The 24,757-nt window shown below is 39.7% G+C and carries 30 protein-coding genes and 3 pseudogenes; 9 read left to right on the forward strand and 24 right to left on the reverse strand.

Going from position 1 to position 24,757, the window contains the following annotated elements; all coding sequences use genetic code 11:
• The 9 genes from J7I90_RS23120 to J7I90_RS23155 form a co-directional block, all read right to left on the reverse strand.
• Positions 1 to 411 (reverse strand): DUF669 domain-containing protein (locus J7I90_RS23120; protein WP_214772188.1); only part of this gene is annotated, 411 nt, incomplete at its 3' end.
• A complete protein-coding gene (locus tag J7I90_RS23125; RefSeq protein ID WP_214773938.1) occupies positions 411 to 1,103 on the reverse strand; it encodes an AAA family ATPase in 693 nt (230 codons plus the stop codon). The genes J7I90_RS23120 and J7I90_RS23125, both read right to left, overlap by 1 nt.
• Positions 1,104 to 1,108: 5 nt before the next feature.
• Positions 1,109 to 1,291: a hypothetical protein gene (locus J7I90_RS23130; RefSeq protein ID WP_214773939.1), complete on the reverse strand. Its 183-nt coding sequence runs from the start codon at positions 1,289 to 1,291 to the stop codon at positions 1,109 to 1,111.
• A gap of 272 nt (positions 1,292 to 1,563) precedes the next feature.
• Positions 1,564 to 1,776: a hypothetical protein gene (locus J7I90_RS23135; protein WP_214773940.1), complete on the reverse strand. Its 213-nt coding sequence runs from the start codon at positions 1,774 to 1,776 to the stop codon at positions 1,564 to 1,566.
• Positions 1,776 to 1,931: a DUF6906 family protein gene (locus tag J7I90_RS23140; RefSeq protein ID WP_214773941.1), complete on the reverse strand. Its 156-nt coding sequence runs from the start codon at positions 1,929 to 1,931 to the stop codon at positions 1,776 to 1,778. The genes J7I90_RS23135 and J7I90_RS23140 overlap by 1 nt, the downstream gene beginning before the upstream one ends.
• Positions 1,932 to 1,943: 12 nt before the next feature.
• On the reverse strand, positions 1,944 to 2,165 hold the full coding sequence (locus J7I90_RS23145; protein WP_214773942.1) for a hypothetical protein: 222 nt from the start codon (positions 2,163 to 2,165) through the stop codon (positions 1,944 to 1,946).
• A gap of 289 nt (positions 2,166 to 2,454) precedes the next feature.
• Positions 2,455 to 2,577, reverse strand: a complete 123-nt coding sequence (locus tag J7I90_RS27870) for a hypothetical protein (protein WP_285289461.1) — start codon at positions 2,575 to 2,577, stop codon at positions 2,455 to 2,457.
• A 19-nt stretch (positions 2,578 to 2,596) separates the two neighbouring features.
• On the reverse strand, positions 2,597 to 3,379 hold the full coding sequence (locus J7I90_RS23150; protein ID WP_214773943.1) for a phage antirepressor KilAC domain-containing protein: 783 nt from the start codon (positions 3,377 to 3,379) through the stop codon (positions 2,597 to 2,599).
• Between the two features lie 13 nt (positions 3,380 to 3,392).
• On the reverse strand, positions 3,393 to 3,575 hold the full coding sequence (locus J7I90_RS23155; protein WP_214773944.1) for a helix-turn-helix transcriptional regulator: 183 nt from the start codon (positions 3,573 to 3,575) through the stop codon (positions 3,393 to 3,395).
• Between the two features lie 311 nt (positions 3,576 to 3,886).
• On the opposite strand from J7I90_RS23155, the gene J7I90_RS23160 reads away from it, so the two are divergent.
• The 3 genes from J7I90_RS23160 to J7I90_RS23170 are packed head-to-tail and all read left to right on the forward strand — an operon-like array spanning position 3,887 to position 6,664.
• On the forward strand, positions 3,887 to 4,207 hold the full coding sequence (locus tag J7I90_RS23160) for a helix-turn-helix domain-containing protein (RefSeq protein ID WP_214773945.1): 321 nt from the start codon (positions 3,887 to 3,889) through the stop codon (positions 4,205 to 4,207).
• Positions 4,204 to 5,220, forward strand: a complete 1,017-nt coding sequence (locus tag J7I90_RS23165; protein WP_214773946.1) for an ImmA/IrrE family metallo-endopeptidase — start codon at positions 4,204 to 4,206, stop codon at positions 5,218 to 5,220. The genes J7I90_RS23160 and J7I90_RS23165 overlap by 4 nt, the downstream gene beginning before the upstream one ends.
• Positions 5,171 to 6,664 carry a recombinase family protein gene (locus J7I90_RS23170; protein WP_214773947.1) on the forward strand — a complete coding sequence of 498 codons (1,494 nt, stop codon included), beginning with the start codon at positions 5,171 to 5,173 and terminating at the stop codon, positions 6,662 to 6,664. Before J7I90_RS23165 ends, J7I90_RS23170 begins: the two co-directional genes overlap by 50 nt.
• Positions 6,665 to 6,667: 3 nt before the next feature.
• Here the strand turns inward: J7I90_RS23170 and J7I90_RS23175 are convergent, their stop codons facing one another.
• Positions 6,668 to 7,129 carry an ATPase, T2SS/T4P/T4SS family gene (locus J7I90_RS23175; protein WP_214773948.1) on the reverse strand — a complete coding sequence of 154 codons (462 nt, stop codon included), beginning with the start codon at positions 7,127 to 7,129 and terminating at the stop codon, positions 6,668 to 6,670.
• Between the two features lie 317 nt (positions 7,130 to 7,446).
• A pseudogene (locus J7I90_RS23180) lies at positions 7,447 to 7,663 on the reverse strand (ATPase, T2SS/T4P/T4SS family); the annotation flags it as partial.
• A 491-nt stretch (positions 7,664 to 8,154) separates the two neighbouring features.
• Here J7I90_RS23180 and J7I90_RS28190 point away from each other — a divergent pair.
• Positions 8,155 to 8,280: pseudogene (locus J7I90_RS28190) on the forward strand (helix-turn-helix domain-containing protein); the annotation flags it as partial.
• A 100-nt stretch (positions 8,281 to 8,380) separates the two neighbouring features.
• Here the strand turns inward: J7I90_RS28190 and J7I90_RS27565 are convergent.
• Positions 8,381 to 9,841 (reverse strand): annotated as a pseudogene (locus J7I90_RS27565) (BclA C-terminal domain-containing protein).
• Between the two features lie 229 nt (positions 9,842 to 10,070).
• Between J7I90_RS27565 and J7I90_RS23195 the strand changes: the two are divergent.
• Positions 10,071 to 10,544, forward strand: coding sequence for a hypothetical protein (locus tag J7I90_RS23195; protein ID WP_214773950.1), 474 nt, complete (start codon positions 10,071 to 10,073; stop codon positions 10,542 to 10,544).
• A gap of 13 nt (positions 10,545 to 10,557) precedes the next feature.
• On the opposite strand, the gene J7I90_RS23200 is transcribed toward J7I90_RS23195, so the two are convergent.
• Entirely contained in the window at positions 10,558 to 11,004 is a 447-nt protein-coding gene (locus J7I90_RS23200; RefSeq protein WP_214773951.1) for an ATPase, T2SS/T4P/T4SS family, read from the reverse strand.
• Positions 11,005 to 11,099: 95 nt separating this feature from the next.
• A complete protein-coding gene (locus J7I90_RS23205) occupies positions 11,100 to 11,480 on the reverse strand; it encodes a Spx/MgsR family RNA polymerase-binding regulatory protein (protein WP_214773952.1) in 381 nt (126 codons plus the stop codon).
• Between the two features lie 215 nt (positions 11,481 to 11,695).
• Here J7I90_RS23205 and J7I90_RS23210 point away from each other — a divergent pair, with 215 nt between their 5' ends.
• Both J7I90_RS23210 and J7I90_RS23215 read left to right on the forward strand, forming a co-directional pair.
• Positions 11,696 to 12,397: a helix-turn-helix transcriptional regulator gene (locus tag J7I90_RS23210; protein WP_214773953.1), complete on the forward strand. Its 702-nt coding sequence runs from the start codon at positions 11,696 to 11,698 to the stop codon at positions 12,395 to 12,397.
• An 85-nt stretch (positions 12,398 to 12,482) separates the two neighbouring features.
• Positions 12,483 to 12,725, forward strand: a complete 243-nt coding sequence (locus tag J7I90_RS23215) for a DUF2626 domain-containing protein (RefSeq protein WP_034308393.1) — start codon at positions 12,483 to 12,485, stop codon at positions 12,723 to 12,725.
• 52 nt (positions 12,726 to 12,777) lie between these two features.
• Here J7I90_RS23215 and J7I90_RS23220 read toward each other — a convergent pair whose 3' ends face one another.
• Together J7I90_RS23220 and J7I90_RS23225 are read right to left on the reverse strand one after the other, a co-directional pair.
• On the reverse strand, positions 12,778 to 13,878 hold the full coding sequence (locus J7I90_RS23220; RefSeq protein ID WP_214773954.1) for a class I SAM-dependent methyltransferase: 1,101 nt from the start codon (positions 13,876 to 13,878) through the stop codon (positions 12,778 to 12,780).
• A gap of 255 nt (positions 13,879 to 14,133) precedes the next feature.
• Positions 14,134 to 14,760, reverse strand: a complete 627-nt coding sequence (locus J7I90_RS23225; protein ID WP_057278817.1) for an MBL fold metallo-hydrolase — start codon at positions 14,758 to 14,760, stop codon at positions 14,134 to 14,136.
• Between the two features lie 233 nt (positions 14,761 to 14,993).
• On the opposite strand from J7I90_RS23225, the gene J7I90_RS23230 reads away from it, so the two are divergent.
• A complete protein-coding gene (locus J7I90_RS23230) occupies positions 14,994 to 15,167 on the forward strand; it encodes a DUF2759 domain-containing protein (protein WP_034308396.1) in 174 nt (57 codons plus the stop codon).
• 41 nt (positions 15,168 to 15,208) lie between these two features.
• On the opposite strand, the gene J7I90_RS23235 is transcribed toward J7I90_RS23230, so the two are convergent.
• The 5 genes from J7I90_RS23235 to J7I90_RS23255 form a co-directional block, all read right to left on the reverse strand.
• Positions 15,209 to 16,381 carry a YqgU-like beta propeller domain-containing protein gene (locus J7I90_RS23235; protein WP_214773955.1) on the reverse strand — a complete coding sequence of 391 codons (1,173 nt, stop codon included), beginning with the start codon at positions 16,379 to 16,381 and terminating at the stop codon, positions 15,209 to 15,211.
• Positions 16,382 to 16,553: 172 nt separating this feature from the next.
• Positions 16,554 to 17,720: a M14 family metallopeptidase gene (locus J7I90_RS23240; protein ID WP_214773956.1), complete on the reverse strand. Its 1,167-nt coding sequence runs from the start codon at positions 17,718 to 17,720 to the stop codon at positions 16,554 to 16,556.
• 142 nt (positions 17,721 to 17,862) lie between these two features.
• Positions 17,863 to 19,716 (reverse strand): LTA synthase family protein, encoded by a 1,854-nt coding sequence (locus J7I90_RS23245; protein WP_214773957.1) that lies wholly within the window; start codon positions 19,714 to 19,716, stop codon positions 17,863 to 17,865.
• A 146-nt stretch (positions 19,717 to 19,862) separates the two neighbouring features.
• Positions 19,863 to 20,834 carry an ROK family glucokinase gene (locus J7I90_RS23250; protein WP_063575677.1) on the reverse strand — a complete coding sequence of 324 codons (972 nt, stop codon included), beginning with the start codon at positions 20,832 to 20,834 and terminating at the stop codon, positions 19,863 to 19,865.
• 14 nt (positions 20,835 to 20,848) lie between these two features.
• Positions 20,849 to 21,058: a YqgQ family protein gene (locus J7I90_RS23255; protein ID WP_214773958.1), complete on the reverse strand. Its 210-nt coding sequence runs from the start codon at positions 21,056 to 21,058 to the stop codon at positions 20,849 to 20,851.
• Between the two features lie 210 nt (positions 21,059 to 21,268).
• Between J7I90_RS23255 and J7I90_RS23260 the strand changes: the two genes are divergently transcribed.
• Positions 21,269 to 22,126, forward strand: coding sequence for a hypothetical protein (locus tag J7I90_RS23260; RefSeq protein WP_214773959.1), 858 nt, complete (start codon positions 21,269 to 21,271; stop codon positions 22,124 to 22,126).
• Here the strand turns inward: J7I90_RS23260 and J7I90_RS23265 are convergent.
• From J7I90_RS23265 to J7I90_RS23275, 3 genes are all read right to left on the reverse strand, one after another.
• Entirely contained in the window at positions 22,121 to 23,659 is a 1,539-nt protein-coding gene (locus J7I90_RS23265) for a rhomboid family intramembrane serine protease (protein WP_214773960.1), read from the reverse strand. The two genes, J7I90_RS23260 and J7I90_RS23265, sit on opposite strands and share 6 nt — an antisense overlap.
• A gap of 165 nt (positions 23,660 to 23,824) precedes the next feature.
• Positions 23,825 to 24,013, reverse strand: a complete 189-nt coding sequence (locus J7I90_RS23270) for a hypothetical protein (RefSeq protein WP_034308414.1) — start codon at positions 24,011 to 24,013, stop codon at positions 23,825 to 23,827.
• A gap of 76 nt (positions 24,014 to 24,089) precedes the next feature.
• Positions 24,090 to 24,662 carry a 5-formyltetrahydrofolate cyclo-ligase gene (locus J7I90_RS23275; RefSeq protein ID WP_214773961.1) on the reverse strand — a complete coding sequence of 191 codons (573 nt, stop codon included), beginning with the start codon at positions 24,660 to 24,662 and terminating at the stop codon, positions 24,090 to 24,092.
• Positions 24,663 to 24,757 lie beyond the last annotated feature (95 nt).

Here is a 24,757-nt window from a genome sequence, read left to right on the forward strand (position 1 = left end):
TGCATCAAAGAATCTAGCTTTAGCATATTTTTTTGATTTATCTTTTTTATCTTCTTGATGCTTAACGGTAATAACCAAATTTTTATTAAAAAGCTGTTTTGCCATATCATCAGCATCTTTAAATATAAATCCATTTGGGAAGCCGCATGCTTTGATAAGACTGTTGATACGTTTAATATTGTTTTCTTTATATTCAGGATCATCATTGTGGAAATATAACGTGTTGTACAAAATTTTTGCACCCTGATGAGCTTGTGGAACATCTGAACGAACCTCAAAGTCTAGATTTAATGTTGGGTGGCCCTGGAAATCTTGTGCATTTGCATTAATAATAATTGCCTCGTATTTCCCTTCTGCTACTAACTCAAATCCTGTGCTTACGTTTTCCTCATCAAATTTAAAGAATGACATTATTTATTTCCCCCTGTTTTCTCATTTGTGGATGACACTAATAATTCTTCTTGAACGCAGCCTTTACGATCATCAAGATGATTCTTGGCAAAAATGCTCTGGTTACCTTCCAAAATAAATCCGCGAGTACCGTCTGCTTTTCTAATCAATCGAGCGACAACATGTACGATTCCCATTACGTGATTTACGATTTTGTCACGAATATCCGGAATGAATTGGTTATATTGCTGCCCATCATCATGGATAATGCTGCGCGTAGTTTCCCAGGCAGTGTAGATGACATTGGCATCTAATCCATTGAATGTTTCAATAACTTTTAGCAAGTGGTTATCGAATAATGCATAATCTTTTAACTCAGGCATTCCACTTTTCGTTTTTTCTCCCTTACTCATTAACCAAAGCTTTTGATAATGGGTAAGATTGTCCACAAAAATGTTATCGTAATTAGCGATATTCGCTTTTGCATGAGCATAAAAATCTAAAATGCTTTGGTGTGGATCGCTCGAGTCAATCTTGGCAACGTCAATATTTGAATAGCCTTGTAATACTTGGCATGTACCATCAATATCGAGCACCAATGTTTTGCCTGGTAGCAATCCAGCAACTGTTGTTTTACCATCACCCGGCTTTGAATAAATGATAATTTTCGCTTTTTCGCTTTTTTTAATTTCAGCGCCATTTGTAGTTTCCACCTATTTCACTCCTCTTTTTCCACCATCTCGATGATTTCGTTATACTCCTTCACCAATTTCTCATGACGATTAATTGCCTGTGAAAGGGATTCATTGGACTGAGTATTAACTTCGATTTTCATCTTGGCTTCCGATATTTCCCGAAGAAGATGATCGCGGTCTTTCTTGATTCGCTTCAATGCATCCATTTGGTTTTTCACCTTCCTTTAACATCGAATCAAGGAATTCATAGTTTTCTATTAAATCTTCAAATAGGTGACTACCACCTATGGAAGGTTCATATTGTTCCAGTAATTTATAAAGAGGTTCTAATAAATTATTATTTGGGCTAAACACTGTACGCCCTTTTGAATCGAAATACATTTATTTTTCCTCCAGTTGCATATTTGGATAAAAAATGTATAAAATGTATGTGAGATAAGTATTTTTTTGGGACTCCTGTCTGCAAACAGGGGTCTTTTTATTCTTTACCATTTCTACAAAGTGACCTATCAGCAACATATTGGAGACAGCATTCAGAACTTTGATGGATGAAAACCGTTTCTTCCTGGTCCTGCATATCGTAAAAGTCTTCAAAAGAGTAAATACTTTGTCCACATCCTCCACATTCTCCAATTACCTTCGGTTCTTTCCTCCACAATGAGTCAATTACCATTGGGTTCTCTACACTCACTAGATTGGAACCTCCTTTATCCGGCCCGTCTTCTTGTGGACGATATGCAATTCATAAGGCAAGCTTTTGATGACTAACCAATCCTTTGTATCTCGTATGCCTGCCCACTCCATGGCTTTACGTTGACGACTAGTTGGCCTTTTACCACTTTTCAAGAAATCACCTCCTTAATTGACTGCTGCTAATGGATATTCGTAATTCACACTAACAACTGGTAAGTTAATTTCTGAAATAAGCTCATCGTTGCGATTGAACAATTTGAACACTCCATCGTGTTCGATGATATCGGCTACTACTTCTCCACCGAATTCTTTGCCAACTTCGAATGAATAAATAAATGGCTTAGTGGCTTCAGCAACGACTTCAAAAGATTTGATTTTTCTTTCCACTTGTTTCACCTCCTTAAAATTTTTGACTTCTCACATAAGCACGATAAACTGCCATGTACCGGTCTACCTTAGACATTGACAACCATTTTTTAGTTTTAATTCTCAATTTTTCTCAACTCCTTTAAAGCTCTCTCTTCAGATAGAAAACTTCCTAAGACAATACCGAGAATGAATATTGAGGCACTAAAGAAAAATGCTGACATCAACTTCCCTCCAATTCTAGGATTCTTGTTTAGTACTAAAATCGTTCATCAAATTTCGCAAATTAGGTAAAAAGAAAATTCAACTATTACTTCAAGGATTGTTCTTTTTTCTGTGAAGCTAGAATCCTAGGAACAGATGTTTTCATGAAGAACTTCTTCATTTCTATCATGGTTTCTTCAGGGATAACCGGTTGATTAGTTTTGTTCATTTGAAAATTCCAGTCTTTCTCAAACATCTAGTTTTAACTGGCCTTCATACAAGAATTTGTTAATAAAATGCAACAATCCCTTACCAGTTACAACCACCTGTCGATTTGTTTTTAATTCACCCTCCGAATCGTAATAAAGCTGACAGTGGATTTTCATCAGGCCTTGATTTAACGATTTTTGAGTAGCCATATTCCATTCTCTACCTTTGCGGTTTACTAAGTATCCTCGGCCTCTTAACCACTTAAATAGTCTGTCCCGTCCAATATTTACACCATTCTGACGCATGTATTTTGCTGCCCCTTCGATTAATAAGCCTTCATCACTTGTCGTAATGGCATTTGCTAAAACAACTTTTTCCTTATTGCTTTGGATTTCCGCTTTTAATTGATCGTTTTCATCCACAGTTTCAGCAAGCATGATCAAAGCTTCTTTGAAGTTCTTAGGAAGATGATAGGATGGTACCGGCTGTTGTTGTGCGATTCGAAAATAATCATCCACAAGCATTTCGTAAGCATCCCAAGCTTCGTCTGTATTCAAAGATTTTGCATGAAGCCAAGCACCTTTCTCTGTCCAAAGATACAAACGGTTAATGTTCGGCGATAAATCAAATTGATTTTTTGCTCTGAATCCCTTCAACTTTTCACCAGTAAGTAAGATGAAATGTTTTCCCTCTTTGTAACGAATTTTATTTAGATTGAAATTATTTACAACAATCTGACTTTCAGCGCCGTATGATTCTGCTAACTGTGAAGTCGTTAATACACGTAATCCGTTTTGTACAATGACTTTTAATGGGTTCATTGCTGTCACCTCTTTATATAGATAGGATTTTTTGAATATGTTTGATATGTTGCTGAGCTTTAGGTCCGTTCTTACGACCATTGATGATGTCTGAAAGATAAGCATTTGAGATACCAACTAAATTAGCTAATTGTTTCTGATTCATCTTTCTTTTAAATAATTCCGAACGTACTTTCACTCCTAACTCTTCCGTCATTAATTTCACTCCTTTCTTATAAGAATAATAAGCTAAATAATTAGCTAATTTACTAAAAGATGTTGACCGAGATTAGCGTAAATGCTATTATAAATTCATAGCTAAATAAGACTGTAAAAAGCCTGTAAACAATACATTTATCCGTTCCCCAACGTCAAAATGTGTATTAAATTAGGTCGTCTTTTTCGTACTCATTTAGCTAATAATTTAGCTTATGAACATAGTATATTAGCGAAAAAGCTATTAGTCAATAATAAAATAGCTTAAAAGTTAATTTATTTTGTTCCTGGGCTCGCGGAAGGTTGATTTTAGTGAGTTTAGTACATAGGATAAAAATTCTTTGTGATGAGAAAAAAGTTACTTTCGCTGAAGTTGAAAGGAAAGTTGGGCTCTCAAATGGACAAATACGTCGATGGGATAGTTCCTCACCTAAAATTGAGAACATCCAAAAGGTTGCTGACTTTTTTGACGTCTCAACTGATTATCTTATAGGAAGGAAACAGCCAGATGAAGATCCTGAAGTAAAATCATTAGCGAGGGACATTAAAAACCTTGAACCGACACAAAAAGATTTTTTAAAGGATCTCATTAAGACTATGCAGGACAAAGGGAAGAAGGCGTTAGATGAATGAATTTCCCTAAATCAGCTAGGTATGACAAAGTAATGATTCAAGTAAATAAATTGTTTGCTAAAGAAAAAATTAAATCTTTTCCTATAGATCCTTTTCAAATAATTAAAAACAATAAATGGGGTTTATTGACTTATTCCGAATTATCTCAAATTCATGGGGTATCCGTTAAGGAAATTGAAACTGCCTTCCAAAGTGAAGATGGTTATACCATATACGATGGTGTTAATCATACTATTGCATATAACGATACTAAATCTATATCAGGCAGGATAAGATTTACTCTTATGCATGAAATTGCACACATATATATGAACCATTTAATTGATTTTGATGAAACAATACTCGCTCGTAGTACCCTAACCGAGACGAAATATAAAATTTTAGAAAATGAGGCTAATTCCTTCGCAAGAAATGCGTTAGCACCTGTTATGGTTGTTAAGGACCTTAAAATCAATTCCATTAGTGATTTAGTTGCTAATTTTGAAATGACACACACTGCTGCAAAAGTACGATTAAATACATTGATGACAGATTATAGAAATATTCTTTCTCAATACATTAATTTTCAAAGAGACAACTTTAAAACATTCATACATACGCAACTTTACTTAAAAACTTGTTTAAATTGTAATCATCACTTTGTTTGTGAAGGAGCAATATATTGTCCTATCTGTTCATCAGATAGAATATTTAAAGGAAAAGGAGTATTTTTTATGAAATACGATGGATATGAAGTTAATGAATTAGGGCGAGCATTGGAATGTCCTAGATGTGGAAATGAAGAGACTTTTTACGATGGTGATCATTGCAAAGTTTGTGGATTAATCATAATAAATAAATGTTCCAACCAACATTATTGGAATGGAGCATTAGAGTGGGAATGCGGAACTATTTTAGACGGGAATGCAAGATACTGTATAAAATGTGGGTTTGAATCAACGTTTTTTCAACAAGATTTATTAGATGATTGGCAAAAAGAAAAAAAACGTGTTGATTATCCAATACCTTTTTAATTTTTCGAATCAATATATTTTAGAAAGGAACATCACTATGACTGTAGGTATATATATTCGTGTCAGCACTCATGAACAGGCAACTGAAGGTTATTCCATTGCCGCGCAAAAAGAACGCTTAATAGCCTACTGTAAGGCCCAAGGATGGAGCACTTATAGATTCTATGTCGATGAAGGTGTATCTGCAAAAGACACGAATCGTCCACAACTCGCAGAGTTGCTTAAAGATGTAAAAAACGGAAAGATATCGATGATTTTAGTCTACCGTCTGGATCGCTTCACTAGGTCTGTATCTGATTTATATAATATGTTAAAAACATTGGACAAGCATAACTGTGCTTTCAAATCGGCCACAGAAATATATGACACCTCATCTGCAATGGGGCGAATGTTTATAGGTCTTGTTGCTTTACTTGCTCAATGGGAGACTGAAAATTTATCAGAACGTGTAAAGATGGCTCTTGAAAAGAAAGTATCCGGAGGGGAACGTGTTGGTAACATCCCCTATGGATTTGACCTTTCTGATGATGAAAAATTGGTTAAAAACGATCAGGCGAAAATTGTGCTTGATATGATTAATAAGGTTAGGTCGGGAATGTCAGCTAACCAAATCGCTGCTTTTCTAAATAAAACAAATAATGATAGAGCAAATTGGCACCCCAATGGGATTTTACGGATTCTGCATAATCCAGCTTTATACGGTGCAACTCGATGGAAAGATAAAGTGTACGAAAATACACATGAAGGAATCATTAGTAAAACTGAATTTTTAAAGTTACAAGAAATGCTTAGTGACCGCTCTATACACCACAGGCGAGAAGTCAAGAGTAATTACCTCTTCCAAGGTGTTCTGTCATGTCCTTACTGTGGACGGCCACTTTCCGTGAACCGATACATTAAGAAAAGCAGAACAGATGGTTCGGAATATCAAGGGTCTGTATATAGATGCCAGGTATGTCGAAAAGAAGGCCGTAAAACTTTTACAATTGGTGAACACCGTTTCATTGAAGCACTTCAAAATTATATGCAAAACGTTGAGATTAAAGATATTGACCCAATCGAAAAAAACGATCAATCGATTTATATAGATCAATTAAAACAAATTGAAAAAAAACGAGAAAAATATCAGCGTGCTTGGGCCACTGATCTAATGAGTGATGAAGAGTTTAAAAAATTAATGGATGAAACAAGAAGTATTTATGAAGAATTAAAAAAAGCAGTAGAACAACTTGAAGTTCCTACTGCAATAGATGTATCTCAATTAAAAAACATTATCTTAACATTTAATGAGAACTTTAACGCATTAACTCAAGATGAAAAACAAACTTTTATTTCTACATTTATTAGGAACATAGAATTTCGTTTAGTTCCACAGCCACCGAAAAACTACAGGTCCAAGAAGGGAAAGGATTTAGTAGTTATCACTGATGTGAAATTTTATTAGTCTTTATATAACGTTAAGGGTCGGGCCGGTAAATATGAGCATGCCATGGGAATGCTTCAGGAGTGCAATCAATTTTTGAACGGTGTTTGGAAATAAAGATAACTGTTCTAGAGGAAGGATATTCTGTTGAGGTATTAAGCGGATGACCAAACTTTCGAGATGGGCAGTGGGTAAAGTGGAAAGGCGGAGTCCTACCACCTGGTTAGCCAAATTGATGGTGATGGCACCACTCTGGGGCCTTCTTTTCTCCCCTATATCCATCGAGGCAAGGAACTTCAAATGAGCGATCAGCCTTTCAGCTTCAAAGAATGATAATGTTTCCTGGGGAACAAGCCTATTGTCTATCCTGAATTGGATGAGAGGCCCCTCTCCGCGAAAAAAAATGTGGATATCCGATGCCGATTCCACGATGGCACGGGTTAGTATTTTTTCTGCGGTCTTTTCAATCGATATCAAATCATTCATCACCTCCTATGTTTCTTGTTGTATTGATTCGACAATCCACGACAAATTCCTGCTTCAAAATAAAAAAAATTACCGAAAAAACTTCTAGAATCATCTCACATGCTTATTTTCAAATCAGAATACTAAATAGACGGCAATGATTTCAATAATTCCATAAAAAGCCACTTCTAAAGTGTAGGATTGGCTTTTTCAATTTCAACTATAGCTCGTTCATTAGATTGAACTAATGATATTGTTCTTTTTCAAATAGCCTTGTTTCTTAAGTCTTCCCCTTAGTCCGAGTGAAAGTGTAGATTTATGGTATCAACACCCAAAGGGACTGCGATTTTGGCAATTTCTGCATCCCTGACTTCCCCTACAATGATCACGTCCAGGTCATGCCTCAGAACAGCTTTTAGGCCGACGGAATACGTAATGCCCGCAATTTCATTGATTTGGACTTGCAATACCTTTTCGGATACATTTTCAATTGATCATCTCACGGGCGTGGTGAAGCAAGGAATATAGTGTCGTGGTTTTCCCACTGCCGGTTGGTAACGCACAAATTTTTCACGATATCTTAGCCTGTCTCTCTTATAAAAAGGAGACAAGGATTTTTGATGAAACGTATCGATGTAATAGCAAACGATTAATCATATGACAACCTATCATCATTCACAGAAAGAGAAGAAATGAATAAAGCAGTACGTTTGTACAGAGACATCATTCGTGCTTCTATTAAGCGTGCAGATGTACAAACTAGACATAGTCTTATGCGAAATACCTGAGTTTTCCTGTTCTTTGCGTATTTTCATGTTGTAAAACATCTCCATTTTTATAATTATAACACTTTGAGCCAGGGAGAATATCTTGCCTAAAAGACCAATCTTCACCTTAAAAATAAAGTGCGCACCTATTATGACTTCAGAGAATCCTGCCGATATTCAATAAGTCATTCGTCATTTCGAATTTAAAGAATATTCGCTTTAAACTAGTTAGGAATAAGTATGGACAGCTTGGGGTGTACAGGAGAAATAGCAATTTGGTGTAAGTACATGTGCAAAAATACGATTGCGGATAAGCTTGAAGTTTCCTATTAAACGGTACAACGTTTAATGAAAAAATCAGAAGACCTCGGCATGATCCGCCAGATACCTATGAAGGTTAAGAAGGGAGTTAAGATGCATAAAGGGCAATCTGCTTAAGGTTTTTATCCGCCCAGAATATTTGAAACAAGAAAGCGGCCAACGTATAATAGGCCGCATATTTATCTTAATTTAATTTCGTAATGTGCAACGAAGCGTCAACAGATGGTTCTGTTCCCCCAACGGGTGTATTTAAAGTAACGGTACCCATTTGGGATGTGAAATTTCTTAAAGTTAGTGTCGCTGGGGCAGTGGTTACGGTAACAATAACTCTCCCATTCAATTGGGGAGTACTAGCGGTTCCGTATATCGAACCAGGAACCAAAATATTATTTAGGAATAAAGCAAATTGTTTACCAGTGCCAGGTACAGTTGTAACCCCGAAAAGTACAGAATAATTACCTGTTGTTGGAAGGATAATTTGCGTTGTCCCAGGTGTATGGGTAATACCAACAAGAGGTCCGTTTGTGTCAAAGATTACATCTGAACCTACAGGTACATTCTGTATGGACTGGTTATAAACATAACCAAACGTCGATAATCCGGCAGTACCCGTTGGTCCGGTTGGCCCTGTAACTCCCGTCGGACCAGGGGCTCCCGTCGGACCAGTTGCTCCAGTCGGACCAGTTGCTCCCGTCAGTCCAATTGCTCCCGTCGGTCCAGCGTCCAGTTGCTCCCGTCGGTCCAGTCGCTCCCGTCGGTCCAGTTGCTCCCGTCGGTCCAGTTGCTCCCGTCGGTCCAGTTGCTCCCGTGGCTCCGGTAGCTCCCGTCGGTCCAGTCGATCCCGTCGATCCCGTCGATCCCGTCGGTCCAGTCGATCCCGTCGCCCCGGTGGCTCCCGTCAGTCCAATTGCTCCAGTTGCTCCCGTCGGACCAGTTGCTCCAGTCGCCCCAGTTGCTCCAGTCAGTCCAATTGCTCCAGTCTCTCCAGTCGATCCAGTCGGCCCAGTTGTTCCCGTCGGCCCAGTCTCTCCAGTGGCTCCGGTAGTCCAGTTGCTCCCGTCGGACCAGTCTCTCCAGTGGCTCCGGTAGCTCCCGTCAGTCCAGTTGCTCCCGTCGGCCCGGTGGCTCCCGTCAGTCCAATTGCTCCAGTCTCTCCAGTTGCTCCCGTCGGCCCAGTTGCTCCAGTCGCCCCGGTGGCTCCCGTCAGTCCAATTGCTCCAGTCTCTCCAGTTACTCCCGTCGGCCCAGTTGCTCCAGTCGATCCAGTCGATCCAGTCGGCCCAGTTGCTCCAGTCTCTCCCCTTTCCCCAGTGGCTCCCGGTGCTCCCGTCGGTCCCGTCGACCCAGTTTCTCCTGCTGCTCCCCTTTCCCCGGTGGCCCCCGGTGCTCCCGTCGGTCCAGTTACTCCCGTTACTCCCCTTTCCCCGGTGGCTCCCGGTGCTCCCGTCGGTCCAGTTACTCCCGTTACTCCCCTTTCCCCGGTGGCTCCCGTCGGTCCCGTCGGCCCAGTTACTCCCGCTGCTCCCCTTTCCCCAGTGGCTCCCGTTGCCCCTGTTGGTCCGGTGGCTCCTGTTGGACAGTTGCTTTTACAAGGAAAAAACTTACAACCTCGTGGTGGTAGTAACTTTTCAACACAAGCATTGATATTTGGCTGGGATGGGTCCAGGAGGCGATAACCTTTAAAAGGTTGATTATTGTTAGTCATATCCCCCACCTCTAGATAGTTGCTTATTTTTTTTATTATCACAACTAAAATCTTTTTATTATATTAAGAGGAAGCTTATCTGGTTAAGCCTATTTGAAAAAGGAATTAAGTTGATCTATGCCAAGGGGCAGTCCATCGTTGTCAGTTATGTTGGAAAGAACATGGGAAGATGGATTCCATTGGAGAATATCGATTTGAGGATGCATTGAAGGAATATGTGGAAAATGATGATATTAAACACCTAGAACCCATAAAAAAGGAATCAGATGTTTCTCTCAGTAATGAACAATTACTACATATTGAAAAGAAACGGGAAAAATATCAACGTGCTTGGGCTTCCGATTTAATGATTGATGCTGAATTCAAAAAATTAATGGATGAGACTAGACAAGTGTATGAAGAGTTAAAAATAAAAGTTAAAGAGTTGCCTACTCCTGAAGTTATCGATTTTAAAGAATTAACAAACATAGTAAATGCTTTTAATACCAATTTTATTTATTTAACTCAAGAAGAAAAAAGAGTTTACATTTCAACTTTTATTAGAAAAATTGAATTCAAAATCATACCACAACCAACCAAAAGATCAGATAAATCAAAGAAAGGCAAGGCTTTAATCGTGATTACAAATGTTGTGTTTCGTTAGTCTTTATAGTGTGTTACCAGTCGTACCGGTAAATATGAGCATGCCATGGGAATGCTTCAGGAGTGCAATCAAATTTTGAACGGTGTTTTGAAATAAGGATAACTGTTCTAGAGGAAGGATGTTGGGGTATTGAGCGGATGACCAAACTTTCGAGATAGGCAGCGGGTAAAGTGGAAAGGCGGAGTCCGACCACCTGGTTAGCCAAATTGATTATGATGGCACCACTCTGGGGCCTTCTTTTCTCCCCTATATCCATCGAGGCAAGGAACTTCAAATGAGCGATCAGCCTTTCAGCTTCAAAGAATGATAATGTTTCCTGGGGAACAAGCCTATTGTCTATCCTGAATTGGATGAGAGGCCCCTCTCCGCGAAAAAAAATATGGATATCCGATGCCGATTCCACGATGGCACGGGTTAGTATTTTTTCTGCGGTCTTTTCAATCGATATCAATCCATTCATCACCTCCTATGTTTCTTGTTGTATTGATTCGACAATCCACGACAAATTCCTGCTTCAAAATAAAAAAATTCCCGAAAAAAAATTCGAGAATCATCTCACATGCTCATTTTCAAATCAAGCCTCCGGGAAACCAAATTTCTTAATGCATCTACATTATGGCCAATGACCAGTTTTTCCCCGTCTATGAGAATGGGCCTTCTTAATAACTTCGGTTCTTTTGTTAATAATTGGATGACATCAGAAAGCATCATTTCGTCAATATTAACTTGTAAGTCTTTATATGCTTCACTTCTTGTCGCCAAGACTTCATCAAGACCTTCCGATGTCAATTCAAGAATTCTTTTTAACTCTGCTACAGTAGGAGTCTCTCTGAATAAATGTCGCTCATCGAAGGAAACTTGATTGGCGCGTAACCATTTTTTTGTTTTGCGGCAAGATGTACAGCTTGGGTACGAAAAGAAAGTTAACTGTGCCATACTAATCACTCCCCGTTCACATTTTGTATACATTTATAGTTTATACAATCATTGTACAACATTTGTATAATCAATGTATACATATTTACTTTATAAAAACGTTTTAAATGTGAACGTTTTCTAAACTAAAGAGTGTTTGCCCTTTCCCTTATTCCATTTTTTTCTGCCTGCATTATAATGGACATAGGTAAACTATGGAATAGCAGGAGGGTGTAATGGAACAAACGTTAAAAATAACAAACGTGTTAGCTGATCCCACCAGATATTATATATATCAGCATATAGTGAATAACCATGGTGATGTATCGGTACAGGAAATCGCCGATTCATTCAACATCCATCCAAATGTTGCCCGTCTTCATTTGTCAAAACTTGAGGATATCGATATGTTGACCTCGATTTCCCGAAAGACCGGGAAAGGCGGCCGCCCAAGCAGACTTTATCGATTATCTGACAAAGTCATACAGCTTCATTTTCCATATAGGAACTATCAGCTGCTTGCAAAGATTGCCGTCCAGTCGATGATGACATTAGGGGAACAAGGAAAACAGGCTCTTTATGAAACGGGAAAAGTATTCGGGGAGGAATTGATCAATCAGCAACTAGCCCTGAAATCGACATCGATCGACCGGCTTGCTTTTGCGGAAAAAGTCAACATGCTTAAAAATGCGGCTACCATTGCTGGGTTATCTCCTGAAATACAAGCAAGCGAAGAAGAAAATAAAATATCCTTCCGCATCTTCAATTGCCCGTTTAAGGAAGTTACTGAAGTCGAGCCAGGAACAATCTGCTCCATGCATAATTCATTTTTAAAAGGTATGTTCGAAGCCTTGTTTGAGAATGTCAATATTGTGGAAATAGAAAATATGATGTCCAATTGTGCAGCATGCTCATACCAAGCTTCGGTTCTCACATAGAAACAAAAGGCATCCTTTACATTACCTTACAATTTCATTTATAATTATTTAGAATGTACACGACTAGACATAAGGAGGGATTCGGATGGAACGCATGTTCAGAGTATGTGGATTTTGGACAGGAATTATGGCCATTTTCTTTTATCTTGGCCATATGCATCAAACGTCTTTGCTTTTCTTTGCACAAACGATCTTTTTTGTACTTTTAAGTTATTTGAAATTATCTGAGCGCATGTATATTTATGTTTTCGGCGCCTATCTTACCGTTTTCTTTGCAGGATTTTCCTACTGGAGCGTATTTATGATGACTCCGGGTGCTGCGCATTAAGAAACAGCAATATTACATAACCCATGAATTTTGATTCATGGGTTTTTACTTGTCACCATTCAGGAAAGACCCTTACATCATCTGCTAAATTCTTCGATTGAAGCAACACTTTGAAATGTTCACTAAATCCCCCAGGAACGATTAATCCCCGAATTGCCCGATTACGCTTTGCCGTTTTCGAGAATGGATCAGTTCCTTGATCGTCCTTCAATTCCTCTAGTATCCCTGCTTTAAGCAAGAATTCATTTTGAAGAAAAAGTCCTCGATTGGAAAGACCCCTTCTTTTTCCACTCTCGATTAATGTGTCAAAATGGATATGTGTCGTTAGATCCATATCACCAGGATACATAAGTGCATCTTTAATCATTTGATGCCGATAATAGCCCCTCAAGCTCCCTTGACGATGAGCTGGCTCCTTCCATTCCCGATCGGTATAGCCATAATCAATTGTAAGGAGAATACCCGATTCGATACAGGAAACGATCTTCTCATATTCACGGATCATGTTTAGCGGAACTTCGAATCGTTGTTTTTCATTTAAGGTGATTTTTCGTTCAATAAGGTAAGAAAGAATGTCAGGGTTGTCCAAGGGTTCTCTCTCTTCTATTAAATCGCCTTCCTTTTCAGTGACGAATACCTCTACCAAGGCTCCCTTATACTTTTCAATGACATACACAGGCAACGCGTCGAAAAGTTCGTTTGAAAAGACGATTCCATTTACATTCGTCCATTTTTCTAAATTGGCAGCAGAAACTGCCTGTTTGAATATCCCTAAACGTTCGTGATGAATCTTTCTATGAAATGGACTGCCATCCACAAGAACATAAGTCAAAGAATCCCATATCTCCGGTTCCGTTTCTTTTATGTAAACGAGGATGTCATACGCGAGTTTACCGTCCCCTGCGCCGACCTCGATGATTCTTGGTGAAACTCCGCATCTTTTTATCAAATATACGAACCACCTCGCCAGTGATCTCCCAAATGCATCCCCAACATTGCCGGACGTATAAAAATCCCCTCTTGGGCCAATCTTCTCTTTTGAGCGTGCATAGTAGCCTATATTTGGCGTATATAAAACAGCATCCATATAGTCATTATAGGAGATTCTTTTTTGCGGGCTTTCTGCAATCAATTCCTTTAAATGATTTTTCAACACAACAGCCTCCGTCCATACATGAAAATAATTTTAAAGTTCACAAAATGTTCAATTTTCATCATCGCAGTTATAACAGTGCATCCACTAAATGAATTTAATAATAGGCATCTTACTTCAGAGGAGGTTCAAAAATGCACATTGGGGAAGACCCTTTTTTTATATTCAGTATAGTTCCGGAATTGACCCATTTCAATATTTTCACATAATTAAGAACTAAAAAAACAGGTGCCACTGCGGCACCTGTATAAGTAATTATCTCAAAAAGGGATTAGTATTCTTTTCATCCAGAATCGTCGTGACAGGGCCATGACCTGGAAAAACGATAGCATCATCAGAAAGTGTCAGCAGCTTCGTTTCAATGCTATTTAAGAGCACTGACTCGCTTCCGCCTATTAAATCGGTTCTGCCAACGCTTCCTTGGAACAAGACGTCCCCGGAAAATAGGAGACGTTCGTCCTTCACATAATACGAAACGCTCCCTGGTGAGTGTCCAGGGGTTTCGAATACTTCGAAAGTGAATCCTCCAATAGTAAGCTCTTGCTCATTTGCCAAGATGTGATCGGCAGGCTTCATTCGCATTGGATTTTCAGGGAACCAGTTTTGAGAACCATTCAATGCGGGGTCAAGTAGCCACTTGGCCTCTTTTTCATGAATATATGCAGGGATTCCATAATGATCCCGAATGGCATCCAGAGCACCGATATGGTCAAAATGTGCATGTGTCAATAAAATTGCTAAAGGCTTTAAATTTTTTGTTTGTATGTACTGTATGATTTTCTGTGGCTCTTCACCCGGATCGAAAATGATGCAATCCTGTCCATCGGAAACTACATAACAATTCGTTTGCAGCGGGCCTAGAGGAATTTGTGTCCATTTCATTTCCATCAACTCCAATATGATTTTCTATCTTTATCTTACACTAATTAAGCTGCTAATGTTAATCCAGTTTACTCATGTCATAGAAGTGTCACCTATTAAACCTCGACAAATAATTGAAAAAATATTAAGATATTAACAAATGCAATCTTTTCTACATATTTTTGGTAGTTGCTTTATTCTCTGGGTATATTATTAGGGATTAGGTATTCATTATGAAAAAAGGGGGTTTTGACATGATATTAATGGTTGTTTTCGGACTTGTGGCAATATTAGGAGTAGCAGCTGTGTTTACCTCATTAAAAAAGAGAAACTTCTTAGGATTCATTTTTGCAGCCGGCAGTGCAGTCGTGTTTGGCTGGTTCACTGTCATGACTGTCATCAACAGCGGTTTTCCTGTTGCCCATTGAAGAAAAAAGCTCGCCATCCGGCGAGCTTTTGTTTTAGGTTATCATGTTTGTTTGAACAATCTTTGTATTTGATGGGTTTTCATATCAATGATTTTCTCAAATTGATATCCATATAAGCAGAAGTTGCCATCAAGCGAACAGCTTAATGGTTCATTTTCCATGTCCTTCATCAATTCTTCTTGTGTGCCTTTTTCCCAATTTAATTTAGTTAAGGTAAACCTTCCCTCATATTGGTCCGCGTCTTTTGATTCATTAGGAATAAACGTTATGAATTCCTTGTTTTTTTCAATGAAATCATAGGATGGAATGACCCAATCCGAAAAGCTTTTCAATAGTGGCACGGAAAAAGAGTGGATCGGCTTGTTTGTTGGATCATAAAATGCATATGTACCCCGATCTTGTTTTTCTGTCTCCACTTGAATCGTCATCAGCGCTTGCTTCATTTTTTTAAAGTGAATGACATCGAGCATAAGGCTGTCTGCCCCATCTCCATGCAGCGCTTTTCTTTCTAGGGGAGCCGTCAAAGCAGGTTCTTCTTTGTCCCAATCCAAAAACATCAAGTCATTTTCACTTGCCCATTGTGCAAAGGGCTGTGGAAAGTCCAGAGTTTCCATAGTTTGTTCATCTGGATTCAATACATAACTGCTGTATGTCCAATCTTCATAAAAGCTCGATACAAACAACTGGCCATCTTTAAATGAATTCCACTCATAAGCTAATTCATAGGCTGGGATTGCCACGGAATACAGTGGATTCCCCGTTTTATCGAGTATTGTGATTGATGCTTTATCCGAAGAGGTAAAGGACGACAACAAAATATGCGTACCAGACGGACTGATCGATACTTCAGAAAACGCAAAAGCCGGCTGATAGAAAACGGAAGTTTCATTCGTTTCCAAATTCCATGACATCAACTGGGATAATTCATTACCATCCCGCTTCACAGAATATAAAATGGTTTTCGAATCCAGCCATCCAAAAATGGCTTCGATTTTTTCCGTTTCTGCGGTCGGGACCTTTAAATTGCTTACTGAAGTTTCCAGGTTAGATTGGGAGTGTTCTTTTTCCGTATCATTTACGGGTTTACTAAGGTCCTTGGAAGGCTCACAAGCCGAGATAAGAAGGATAGTGGAGATAAATAATGGGACGAAACACAACATCTTACAAATGGAAAGCCGCATACAAAGGGCTGCTTTGGATACTTTAATCTCCACACACCTCCCACTTCAAAACTAAAACGCCTGGCATATGTGAGCGAGACATTAGAAAGAGAGTAAGGATTAACCAATCGAATCCTTACCCTCTTTCATTATAAAGTAAAAAAGAGAAAATGTGGCGGATAATGATCTTATATTTTTTTGGAAGTATATTCCTTAGGGGGATGCATCACATATATAGGCCTGCCATCAAAATCTTGACGGAATCTTCATATATACCAGGCAAATGGGATAGCGGAAGTGGATTGATTCCCTTTCCCAGCTCGATTGTGAATCCACCGCGTTTGAATTCCTGAATGAACCAATCTTTATACCCAGCATGGCTGTCAACGTATTTTACGGCCCGATATCCGCTGCGCTCCTCAAACTCCCTCGCAACATTCTCTGCCTGTTCAGGTTCATGTCCCTCATATCCCCAATAGAATTCTTTTCCCTGGGTGTGAAGCGCCAGCACTCTTTCAAAATTACGTCTTATTGCCAGCTCCTTCATGGCCAATGCTTCTGGTTCTGATAACGCGGTTTCTCCTGGGAAATCCCTCGGGGCAGGGGCTTTTGGAATCTTTCTCCGCTTTTCAATCTCCCAGTTAGCAGGATATTGGTTATTCAGGTCCACACCGCGGATATTGGCTTTCCAAGCATAAAAGGCAGGATTACCATTATTTATTTTTAAAACATCAACCTTCCCCTCTGCCGCCTCCTCCCCCTTTAAGACAAGGTCGACTCCATCCGGATTCACCATTGGAACCATCGAAATGGACATATCCCGGTAGTACGGCATACAGTCCATTCCGCAAAGTGTACGATCATTCGTTACTGCCAGCAGAAAATCATTCAGCCATTTCATCAAAACCGCCGTAGTGATCCATTCATTAGCGTGGAATGAACCGTTATAATGTATGATCTTTTCACCTTGACCGATTCTTACCTCAAGGAGTTCTTTTCCCAGCACACTCTTTCCGACCGATTCAACCTTAATAAAGGGGTAATGACAAGATAGAACATCAAGATCGTCAAGAAGTGATTGATATTCGTAGGGCTTGTCGGTGACTATCACGGGATTCATCACCCGGACGGGTACCGAAAAAGGTTTTTGTCCATCTTGATTCAATAATACTATCCCATCGATTGGCAGGTGATATTGTAAAGCGATATCAGCAAAATCTATATCTAACCGGGACTCTTGCTGAACAATGTATCCAGGTATCTGTACTTCGATGCCATTTGGCAAAACACCGCCAGTAATGGCCGGATTGGCATCCTCAATCAATACCCGGGGAATTTTGAACAATTGACTGTAATATGCCAAATCATCCCCGCTTCTGCTCACAATTTTCATTCAGCCTCCGCCCCTTTCATTATTTTATCTTTATGAAGGGAAAAACAGAAAGATGTTCAGGAAGTCTCTTGTTTCATAACTGTAAGGGGTACAGATTTCCCTGAAAAAGTTAAAAAACCTGGATTGCACCAGGTTTCCTTTTTCAAGGCTGCTCATAAAATCGGAGCAAATCCCCATAAATGATTTTGTCGGAGTAATCAAGCTCCTGTTTTGCCTTTTCCAAATACTTCTCGCATGAATCCTTTGCAGTCGCCGCTCCGGTCTTTTTATCATAGCAAGTATCCATCGTATAGAGGTAATCCTTCGTGATGAAACTGCTATCGCGGAGAACGGTGAATTCTAATTTCTCTTCGGAAAATAGATCTTTGCCGAATTCAATATAATCATCATTTTCAATTCCCAATAAATGAAGGAGAGTCGGCCTTACATCAATTTGGCCGGAAACGGTGGAAATCGTTTTCCCCTTCTGCCCGGGGACATGTATGATGAGCGGGACACGCTGAAGCTGGATGGATTCGAAAGGCGTAATTTCCTTCCCAAGGAACTGGCTCATGGCAGATTTGTGATTTTCAGAAATTCCATAATGGTCTCCGTATAGAACAATGACGGAATCCTCATATAATCCATTACGTTTCAAATCGCCGATAAACTGCTCCAAGGCTTCGTCGGTATAACGTACGGTTGGAAAATATTGATTCAATGTTTTGGAATTGGAATTGTAAGGTTCCAATGTCCGGTCTTCTTCTTTTAAAGTGAATGGAAAATGGTTGGTTAACGTTATGAACTTGGCATAAAAAGGCTCAGGCATACTCTTCAAGTGAGAAATTGATTGTTTGAAGAAAGATTTATCATTCAAACCCCAATTGATGGAATTCCCTTCAGACACTTTGTATTCATCACTATCATAAAACCGTTGGTACCCAAGAGAATCGTACATTATGTCACGATTCCAAAAGCTTTTATTATTGGCATGCAAGGAAGCCGTGTAGTAACCTTTTTCCGTTAAGATTTCAGGTGTGGCTTTGTATTCATTTTGGGCATGAGTGAAAAATACTGCACCTCTACCTAAAGGATAGAGGGAATTCTCAATAATGAATTCTGAATCGGATGTTTTCCCCTGGCCGGTTTGGTGATAAAAGTTATTGAAATAATAGCTATCTGTAATGAATTGGTTCAGAAAAGGAGTGATTTCTTCCCCGTTGACAGTTTTATTGATGACAAAGCTTTGAGTGGATTCCAATGATATTAGAATCACATTTTTGCCTTTTGCCAGTCCATAAAATTCATCATTAACTTCTTTTTGATTGGCACGGACATAATTTTCAATTTCCGACAATTCACTGCCATCAGCAAGTGCACGTTGAGCTGATGATTTCGTCTGTAATATTGCATCATAGAGGTGATAATGGTACGTACCGATATTCTTAACGAGGATTTCGCGGTCAAACGTTCTTGTCAGGAGTTCAGGACGCGCGGCTTCCGCTAAAGCTAAGTTAAAAAATGTCACTCCTAAAGCCATTAACAAAAAGAATTTACGGTCCTGGGGATTGTATCGACTTTGATGGAATGTTTTTGGTTTGTATTTCAGCAGAAGCAACAAGAACAGAATATCGGCAAAATACAATAGATCACTCGGATTGATCAATTCATGTACACTGCTTCCAAGGTCGTTCATATTGCTCGTTTGAAATAGAACGGGAATGGTTAAGAAATCATTGAAAAAACGAAAAAAAACAAGATTGGCAAAGAGGACGAAGGTGATGAAGAAACTCATGATCAGTAAGTATGCTGTCCGTCTATTTTCTTTAAAAAATAGATTCACGCCAAGTGTAAGTAAAAGGAAACTGACTGGATTGATGAATAGTATGAACTCCTGGATCCAGTTATCAATATCTATCTCAAAACTTGTTTTATAGGCGATATATGTTTTAAGCCAAAGTAAAATCAATACGACCCAAAACAATGAATATCCCTGTTTTTTGAAGACCCTTTTCAATCCTGGTCCCTCCTCATCGAAGAAGCGCTGGACCTGCGGTCCAGAGCGCCTCAATAATGGGTCATGGTTTCCCCCTCAAAAGGGGGAACTATCTTTGAAGATTCCATCTTTTGTTCTTATAACCCTGATCAGAGGGCAGTATGGGATCACGTATTCATTTGGCTTTTAATGAGCCAGGCTGCACCTATTACCCCTGCATCATTGCCTAGAGTGGCCAGGCTGATTTTCGTTGATTTACTAACCCTTTTGAATGCATACTTTCCGAAAGCAGAACGAACGGTATCAAGCAAAATGTCTCCCGCTTGTGAAACGCCCCCGCCAATGACGATTTTATCTGGATTCATGACATTCCCAACATGTGATAGTGCCAGCCCCAAGTAATTGCCTACCTTATCCACCACAGCTTTGGATAAGGGATCACCAGCTGCAGCGCATTGGAATAACAATTTGGAAGTAACCGTATTCCCCTCTTCTACTTTCTGCTGAAGCAATGACTTTTCATCAGCGGCATTCAAGGCTTCTAAAGCCATACGGACGATTCCCGTTGCCGAAGCAACCGTTTCCAAACAACCAGTCTTGCCGCAATTGCATGGTGCCCCTCCGTCCGTTACGACCGTTATATGGCCTACTTCCCCAGCAGCTCCACTGGTACCATGGACGATTTGTCCATTATGGATGATTCCGCCTCCTACACCCGTTCCCAGAGTGACACAAACGAGGTCTTTGGCTCCATTACCGGCACCTTTCCACATTTCTCCCAAAGCAGCCATATTGGCATCATTATCGATCACAGCTGGAAGAGCTGTCTCCACCTCCAATAAATCTTTTAAAGGATAGTCCTTCCAGCCAAGATTGACGGCTTCATATATGGAACCGTTAACAAATTTCACAGGACCGGGAGCACCCATTCCTATCCCAACTATCTTACTCTTCGGTTCATTAAGTTCCACGAGCTTCGCATCAATTGCTTTGGCTATGTTTATCGTAATGTATTTTCCCTTTTCGGAGATGTCTGTGCTGATTTCCCATTTATGAATGATCTCGCCGTATAAATTGATTAAAGCCAGTTTGGTAGTTGTACCGCCTAAATCCACACCCATCAGCCACTTTTCCATCATTCTCACCTTTTTTATCAATTTTTTTTCTGTTTTTCCCTTTCAAGAGACAATTGCTGCCTGATTAAAAGAATCGCCATTTGATAATCTTTCGTATCCATCATCTGCATACGGTGGAGTTCCCTTATTTCGGTCTCCATCAGTTCAAGCTCGGCTAAGCGATCGCCAATATAGATAAATGTACCAAATCTTTTCAAGTATTGTTGAAGATCATAATATGTTTTCATAGTAAACCTCTTTACTCTTTTCTTTAGGAAAGTATATCGAATCAGCACCTTTGTAACAAGCGCCCATTTCCTCTTTTGATAATTTCCCCATCCCCCTCATACATGTCCAACTGTATTCATATGATGAAATATCAAGAATGTGGACTCCATTTATTGATTTAACAGCTTATGTTTTTAAACCATTCATCACGCGTAAAACGGAGGGGAAAAATGAAAGTACAATTGAAGTATACCGTCTTTTTGGTTTTAACCACCATTTTTGTCATCCTTTATTTATCAAATCATAAACGGACAGAGGAAACCATCATTTTTTTTCCCATCGATTCCTCGCTCCATTTTGAACATGCTTCAACCCACCTGACACCTAAAGGTACCGGGGATTCCACCTATACCATCACTTGGAGGGTGGATTCTACGTTGGACCAGCCTGCTTACTTACGTCAGGACGTATCACTTTTATACAAAAATGGAAAATTGGCAGGAGCTTTAAAAAATTGGCGCCAAAATAAACAAGAACTCTCTCAAAAAGCGAAATATAAAGAATCCGAGAGTGGGCGTTATGAAGCTGTAACGTTTCATTATGCCGAGGTTCATCCTAGTGACACCATTTTCACCAGTGCCCAGCAGCTCAGTAAAGATAAACTCTATACAGTAACGACACCAGTTTTTCAATTTTTCCACCGCCCCCTTTCAGAAGAACAGATTCAGTGGAAAAAAACGCTGGACGGCTTGACAGATCAAACGGTTCGAAATGGTTTGGAGAAAGCCGGGCAAGCCTTTAAGGTTAATCTTGATCAGTACAAAATCATTTCTTTAACGGATCTGCCTTCAAAGAAAAATCAATGGCTTGCTGCCTTCCCCCAATTCAAACGGGAAGAAATTGTAGGAAAACTATGGGAAGGACTATACAAAAATTATGTGGTGGGAGTAAAAAAGGAGGATGGCTCCACTGTAAGTCCACAAGGTAGCACCATCCCCCTATTGCTTATGGCGAAGAATCAAAGGGAAGTACTTGTCTTGTTTACCCTGAAAGACGGCACCCCCATCATGCTGCGTCAAAAGTTATAGTCGCTTTTCGATTTCTTCCAGTAGTTTAGTGTATGATTTATTATCCGGGGCAAGCTCAATAGCCTTATCAGCTTGCTCTCTAGCTTGATCGAATGATTCGAGATTCATGTAGACCAAGGCAAGATTGTAATGGGCTTCATGCAAATCCGGATTACTTTCAATCGCTTTTTCATAATAACCCTTTGCCTTGTATATGTCCTTTTTATCAAAAGATAAATTTCCGAGCATAAAGAGCGATAGCGGTGCATCAGGATTTGACTCCACATATTTGAATAGCATCTCTTCCGCCTTATCCTCTTCATCATCATCAATATACTTTTGGGCCATCATTGCCATGGTATTATCATCGATAGCTGCACTTTCCTGATGATTGAAACCAAATTGCAGCAGGGAATAGGTCAGTATTACCGTTCCGATCAGAAAAGCCAGCTGCCGAAAGATATTATTGGATTTTGGCAGATGTACCACTCCAGCTGCCAAGAACCCTCCGATCAAACCTCCGATATGCCCTGCATTGTCAATTCCCGAAACGGTGAAACCATATATTAAGTTAATGATGATCAACACGATCACCGATGAGCCCATCGAGCGCATGAATAATTTCGGATAGACGATACCAAAGTACAGAAGTGCCCCAAAACAGCCAAAAATGGCTCCGCTCGCACCTGCGGAAAGGTTCGGGGTCATGATGAAGCTGCCTAGAGTTCCAGCGAAACCAGCGAATATATAGATGAAAAGGAACCTGGCATTGCCGTAAATCCTTTCAACTTCAGCACCAATCAAATACAGCGAAAATGTATTCATCAGTAAATGAATGAACCCAATATGGACGATCATCGGTGTAAAGAATCGCCACCATTCCCCTTGGATGATATAAGGGGAAAATTTAGCGCCAAACTCAATCAAAGTCTTGGAATTGGTGCTGCCCCCATTAAACTCCATCAAAATGAACACTGCTATTTGTACCGCCATGAATATATATGTAAAGAATGGCTTATTGGCATTTTGAAATACCTTCTGTTCGGCCTTAGCCTTTTTGACTGACTCCGAGATGGCGTTCTTCTTTACTGCAAGAACCTTTTCCTCATCTATTTCATTTTCCTCAAGAACTTGAATTGAAAGTGGTTTTTTCAAAACATGTTCAAGGTTTTGCAACGAATCATGAAAGTTTTCACAAGTAAGGAGGAACGTGTTGACATTCGTTTTTTTAAAGGAGGCCACCCGTGAACTAAAGTCATGATCATCGACCGGGGCGAATTTACTAACATAGATACTTAATATGTTTATTGGCTTTTTGTATAATTTCCTTCTGATTCTTTCCCCATTCTGCAATGTTCGCTCGGTATCGCGTTTCAGCCAATTAGCCCAATCCAAATCATGCCGGATGAGTCTTATGACTGGAAACTCCTTGTTCTTATCGCTCTCAAGCCAAATCTCCTGATGGTTTTCCGTGACTGTGATCATTCGATAATCATAATGGGCAGACAACTCCCTTATGGTTTCCCAAAAAAAATAATCCTCTCTAAATCCCAATGCCTTCCCCACTTTCCAATAAAACTTAAGCTTCTAAAATTCCTGTTCTTTAATTAAAACTATAGACGAAATCATGTAAAAAGTAAAAAAGGAGACTGTTTTCCCGCTCCTAAAAAATAAAAAAGGAACCCCTGGTCAGGTTCCCTTTTCAAGATGCCGGCATCCTCATTTGGTTTGAGTGAACATGCTTTGCATCATTTTATCCCTGAACATTGGCATATCCAAGGATTTAGTCACTAGAAATCTTCTCAGTATGCCGTTGGACAACGCAACATTTATCAGGCGGTACCGGTTTTTGTAACCTGCATAAACAGCTAAACCAACCAAGAAGATTTGAATAATTAATCGAAGCATAACAATCCCTCCTATCAATAGTGTGATACAGGATAGGATTTTTATGAGCTAAAAGTGATAATTAATGAACTTCTTCTTAATGGGCGTACGTGCGTATAACCCTGGATGGGGTAATGAGTTTGCCCACCGCTAGATCATGTACCTCTATCGGGAGTTCATCCATTAATTGAAGCTCGTATGTAAGGGCCAATGTATCACCTCGGTAATTAGATAGGAATCGGTCATAATAGCCCCCTCCAAAGCCTAGGCGATACCCCTCCTTGGTAAAAGCAAGGCCGGGTACGATCAATGCGTCCAATTCCTCTTTGCTGGCCTTTGCTGTTTCAGCCACTGGTTCCAGCAATCCGTAATAAACAGACTCGAGCTGATTGAAGGACGAAATTTTTTTGAATTCCATTGTCTTTTTTTCGGGGTCACATTTTGGTACAGCCACTGATTTTCCTTCGCTCCATGCTTGTTCGATGATCCGTACCGTTGGGACTTCAGGCGGAATGGAGATGGTGATGCCAATGGAATCAGCATTTTTCCATTCTTTCAATGCAAATAAGTTTTCAGCGATTCTGTTGGATAGTTCTTCATGTTCCTCTTTAGTCAGCTCCATTAAACGGGACCTAACTTCTTGACGGAGCTTATTCTTGTTTTCTCTCATCTCTTCCGACTCCTTTATTCTACTTCTATCATTATCTCATAATCTTTATCCATTTACGAAAATACGGTGTCGGAAATAGCCGAATCATTGGTGCA

This window comes from Bacillus sp. ISL-57, assembly GCF_018613135.1.
GTDB lineage: Bacteria > Bacillota > Bacilli > Bacillales > DSM-1321 > Peribacillus > Peribacillus frigoritolerans.

Bases quoted from the DNA above. Each gene is read 5' to 3' on its own strand.
- J7I90_RS23170 (WP_214773947.1), top strand. From the start codon at position 5,171: ATGATTGGCAAAAAGAAAAAAAACGTGTTGATTATCCAATACCTTTTT.
- J7I90_RS23155 (WP_214773944.1), bottom strand. From the start codon at position 3,575: ATGACGGAAGAGTTAGGAGTGAAAGTACGTTCGGAATTATTTAAAAGA.
- J7I90_RS23225 (WP_057278817.1), bottom strand. From the start codon at position 14,760: ATGAAATGGACACAAATTCCTCTAGGCCCGCTGCAAACGAATTGTTAT.
- J7I90_RS23150 (WP_214773943.1), bottom strand. From the start codon at position 3,379: ATGAACCCATTAAAAGTCATTGTACAAAACGGATTACGTGTATTAACG.
- J7I90_RS23210 (WP_214773953.1), top strand. From the start codon at position 11,696: ATGGAACAAACGTTAAAAATAACAAACGTGTTAGCTGATCCCACCAGA.
- J7I90_RS23250 (WP_063575677.1), bottom strand. From the start codon at position 20,834: ATGATGGAAAAGTGGCTGATGGGTGTGGATTTAGGCGGTACAACTACC.
- J7I90_RS27870 (WP_285289461.1), bottom strand. From the start codon at position 2,577: ATGAACAAAACTAATCAACCGGTTATCCCTGAAGAAACCATGATAGAA.
- J7I90_RS23275 (WP_214773961.1), bottom strand. From the start codon at position 24,662: ATGAGAGAAAACAAGAATAAGCTCCGTCAAGAAGTTAGGTCCCGTTTA.
- J7I90_RS23165 (WP_214773946.1), top strand. From the start codon at position 4,204: ATGAATTTCCCTAAATCAGCTAGGTATGACAAAGTAATGATTCAAGTA.
- J7I90_RS23205 (WP_214773952.1), bottom strand. From the start codon at position 11,480: ATGGCACAGTTAACTTTCTTTTCGTACCCAAGCTGTACATCTTGCCGC.
- J7I90_RS23195 (WP_214773950.1), top strand. From the start codon at position 10,071: ATGGATTCCATTGGAGAATATCGATTTGAGGATGCATTGAAGGAATAT.
- J7I90_RS23270 (WP_034308414.1), bottom strand. From the start codon at position 24,013: ATGCTTCGATTAATTATTCAAATCTTCTTGGTTGGTTTAGCTGTTTAT.
- J7I90_RS23215 (WP_034308393.1), top strand. From the start codon at position 12,483: ATGGAACGCATGTTCAGAGTATGTGGATTTTGGACAGGAATTATGGCC.
- J7I90_RS23175 (WP_214773948.1), bottom strand. From the start codon at position 7,129: ATGAATGATTTGATATCGATTGAAAAGACCGCAGAAAAAATACTAACC.
- J7I90_RS23240 (WP_214773956.1), bottom strand. From the start codon at position 17,720: ATGAAAATTGTGAGCAGAAGCGGGGATGATTTGGCATATTACAGTCAA.
- J7I90_RS23260 (WP_214773959.1), top strand. From the start codon at position 21,269: ATGAAAGTACAATTGAAGTATACCGTCTTTTTGGTTTTAACCACCATT.
- J7I90_RS23130 (WP_214773939.1), bottom strand. From the start codon at position 1,291: ATGGATGCATTGAAGCGAATCAAGAAAGACCGCGATCATCTTCTTCGG.
- J7I90_RS23255 (WP_214773958.1), bottom strand. From the start codon at position 21,058: ATGAAAACATATTATGATCTTCAACAATACTTGAAAAGATTTGGTACA.
- J7I90_RS23230 (WP_034308396.1), top strand. From the start codon at position 14,994: ATGATATTAATGGTTGTTTTCGGACTTGTGGCAATATTAGGAGTAGCA.
- J7I90_RS23200 (WP_214773951.1), bottom strand. From the start codon at position 11,004: ATGAATGGATTGATATCGATTGAAAAGACCGCAGAAAAAATACTAACC.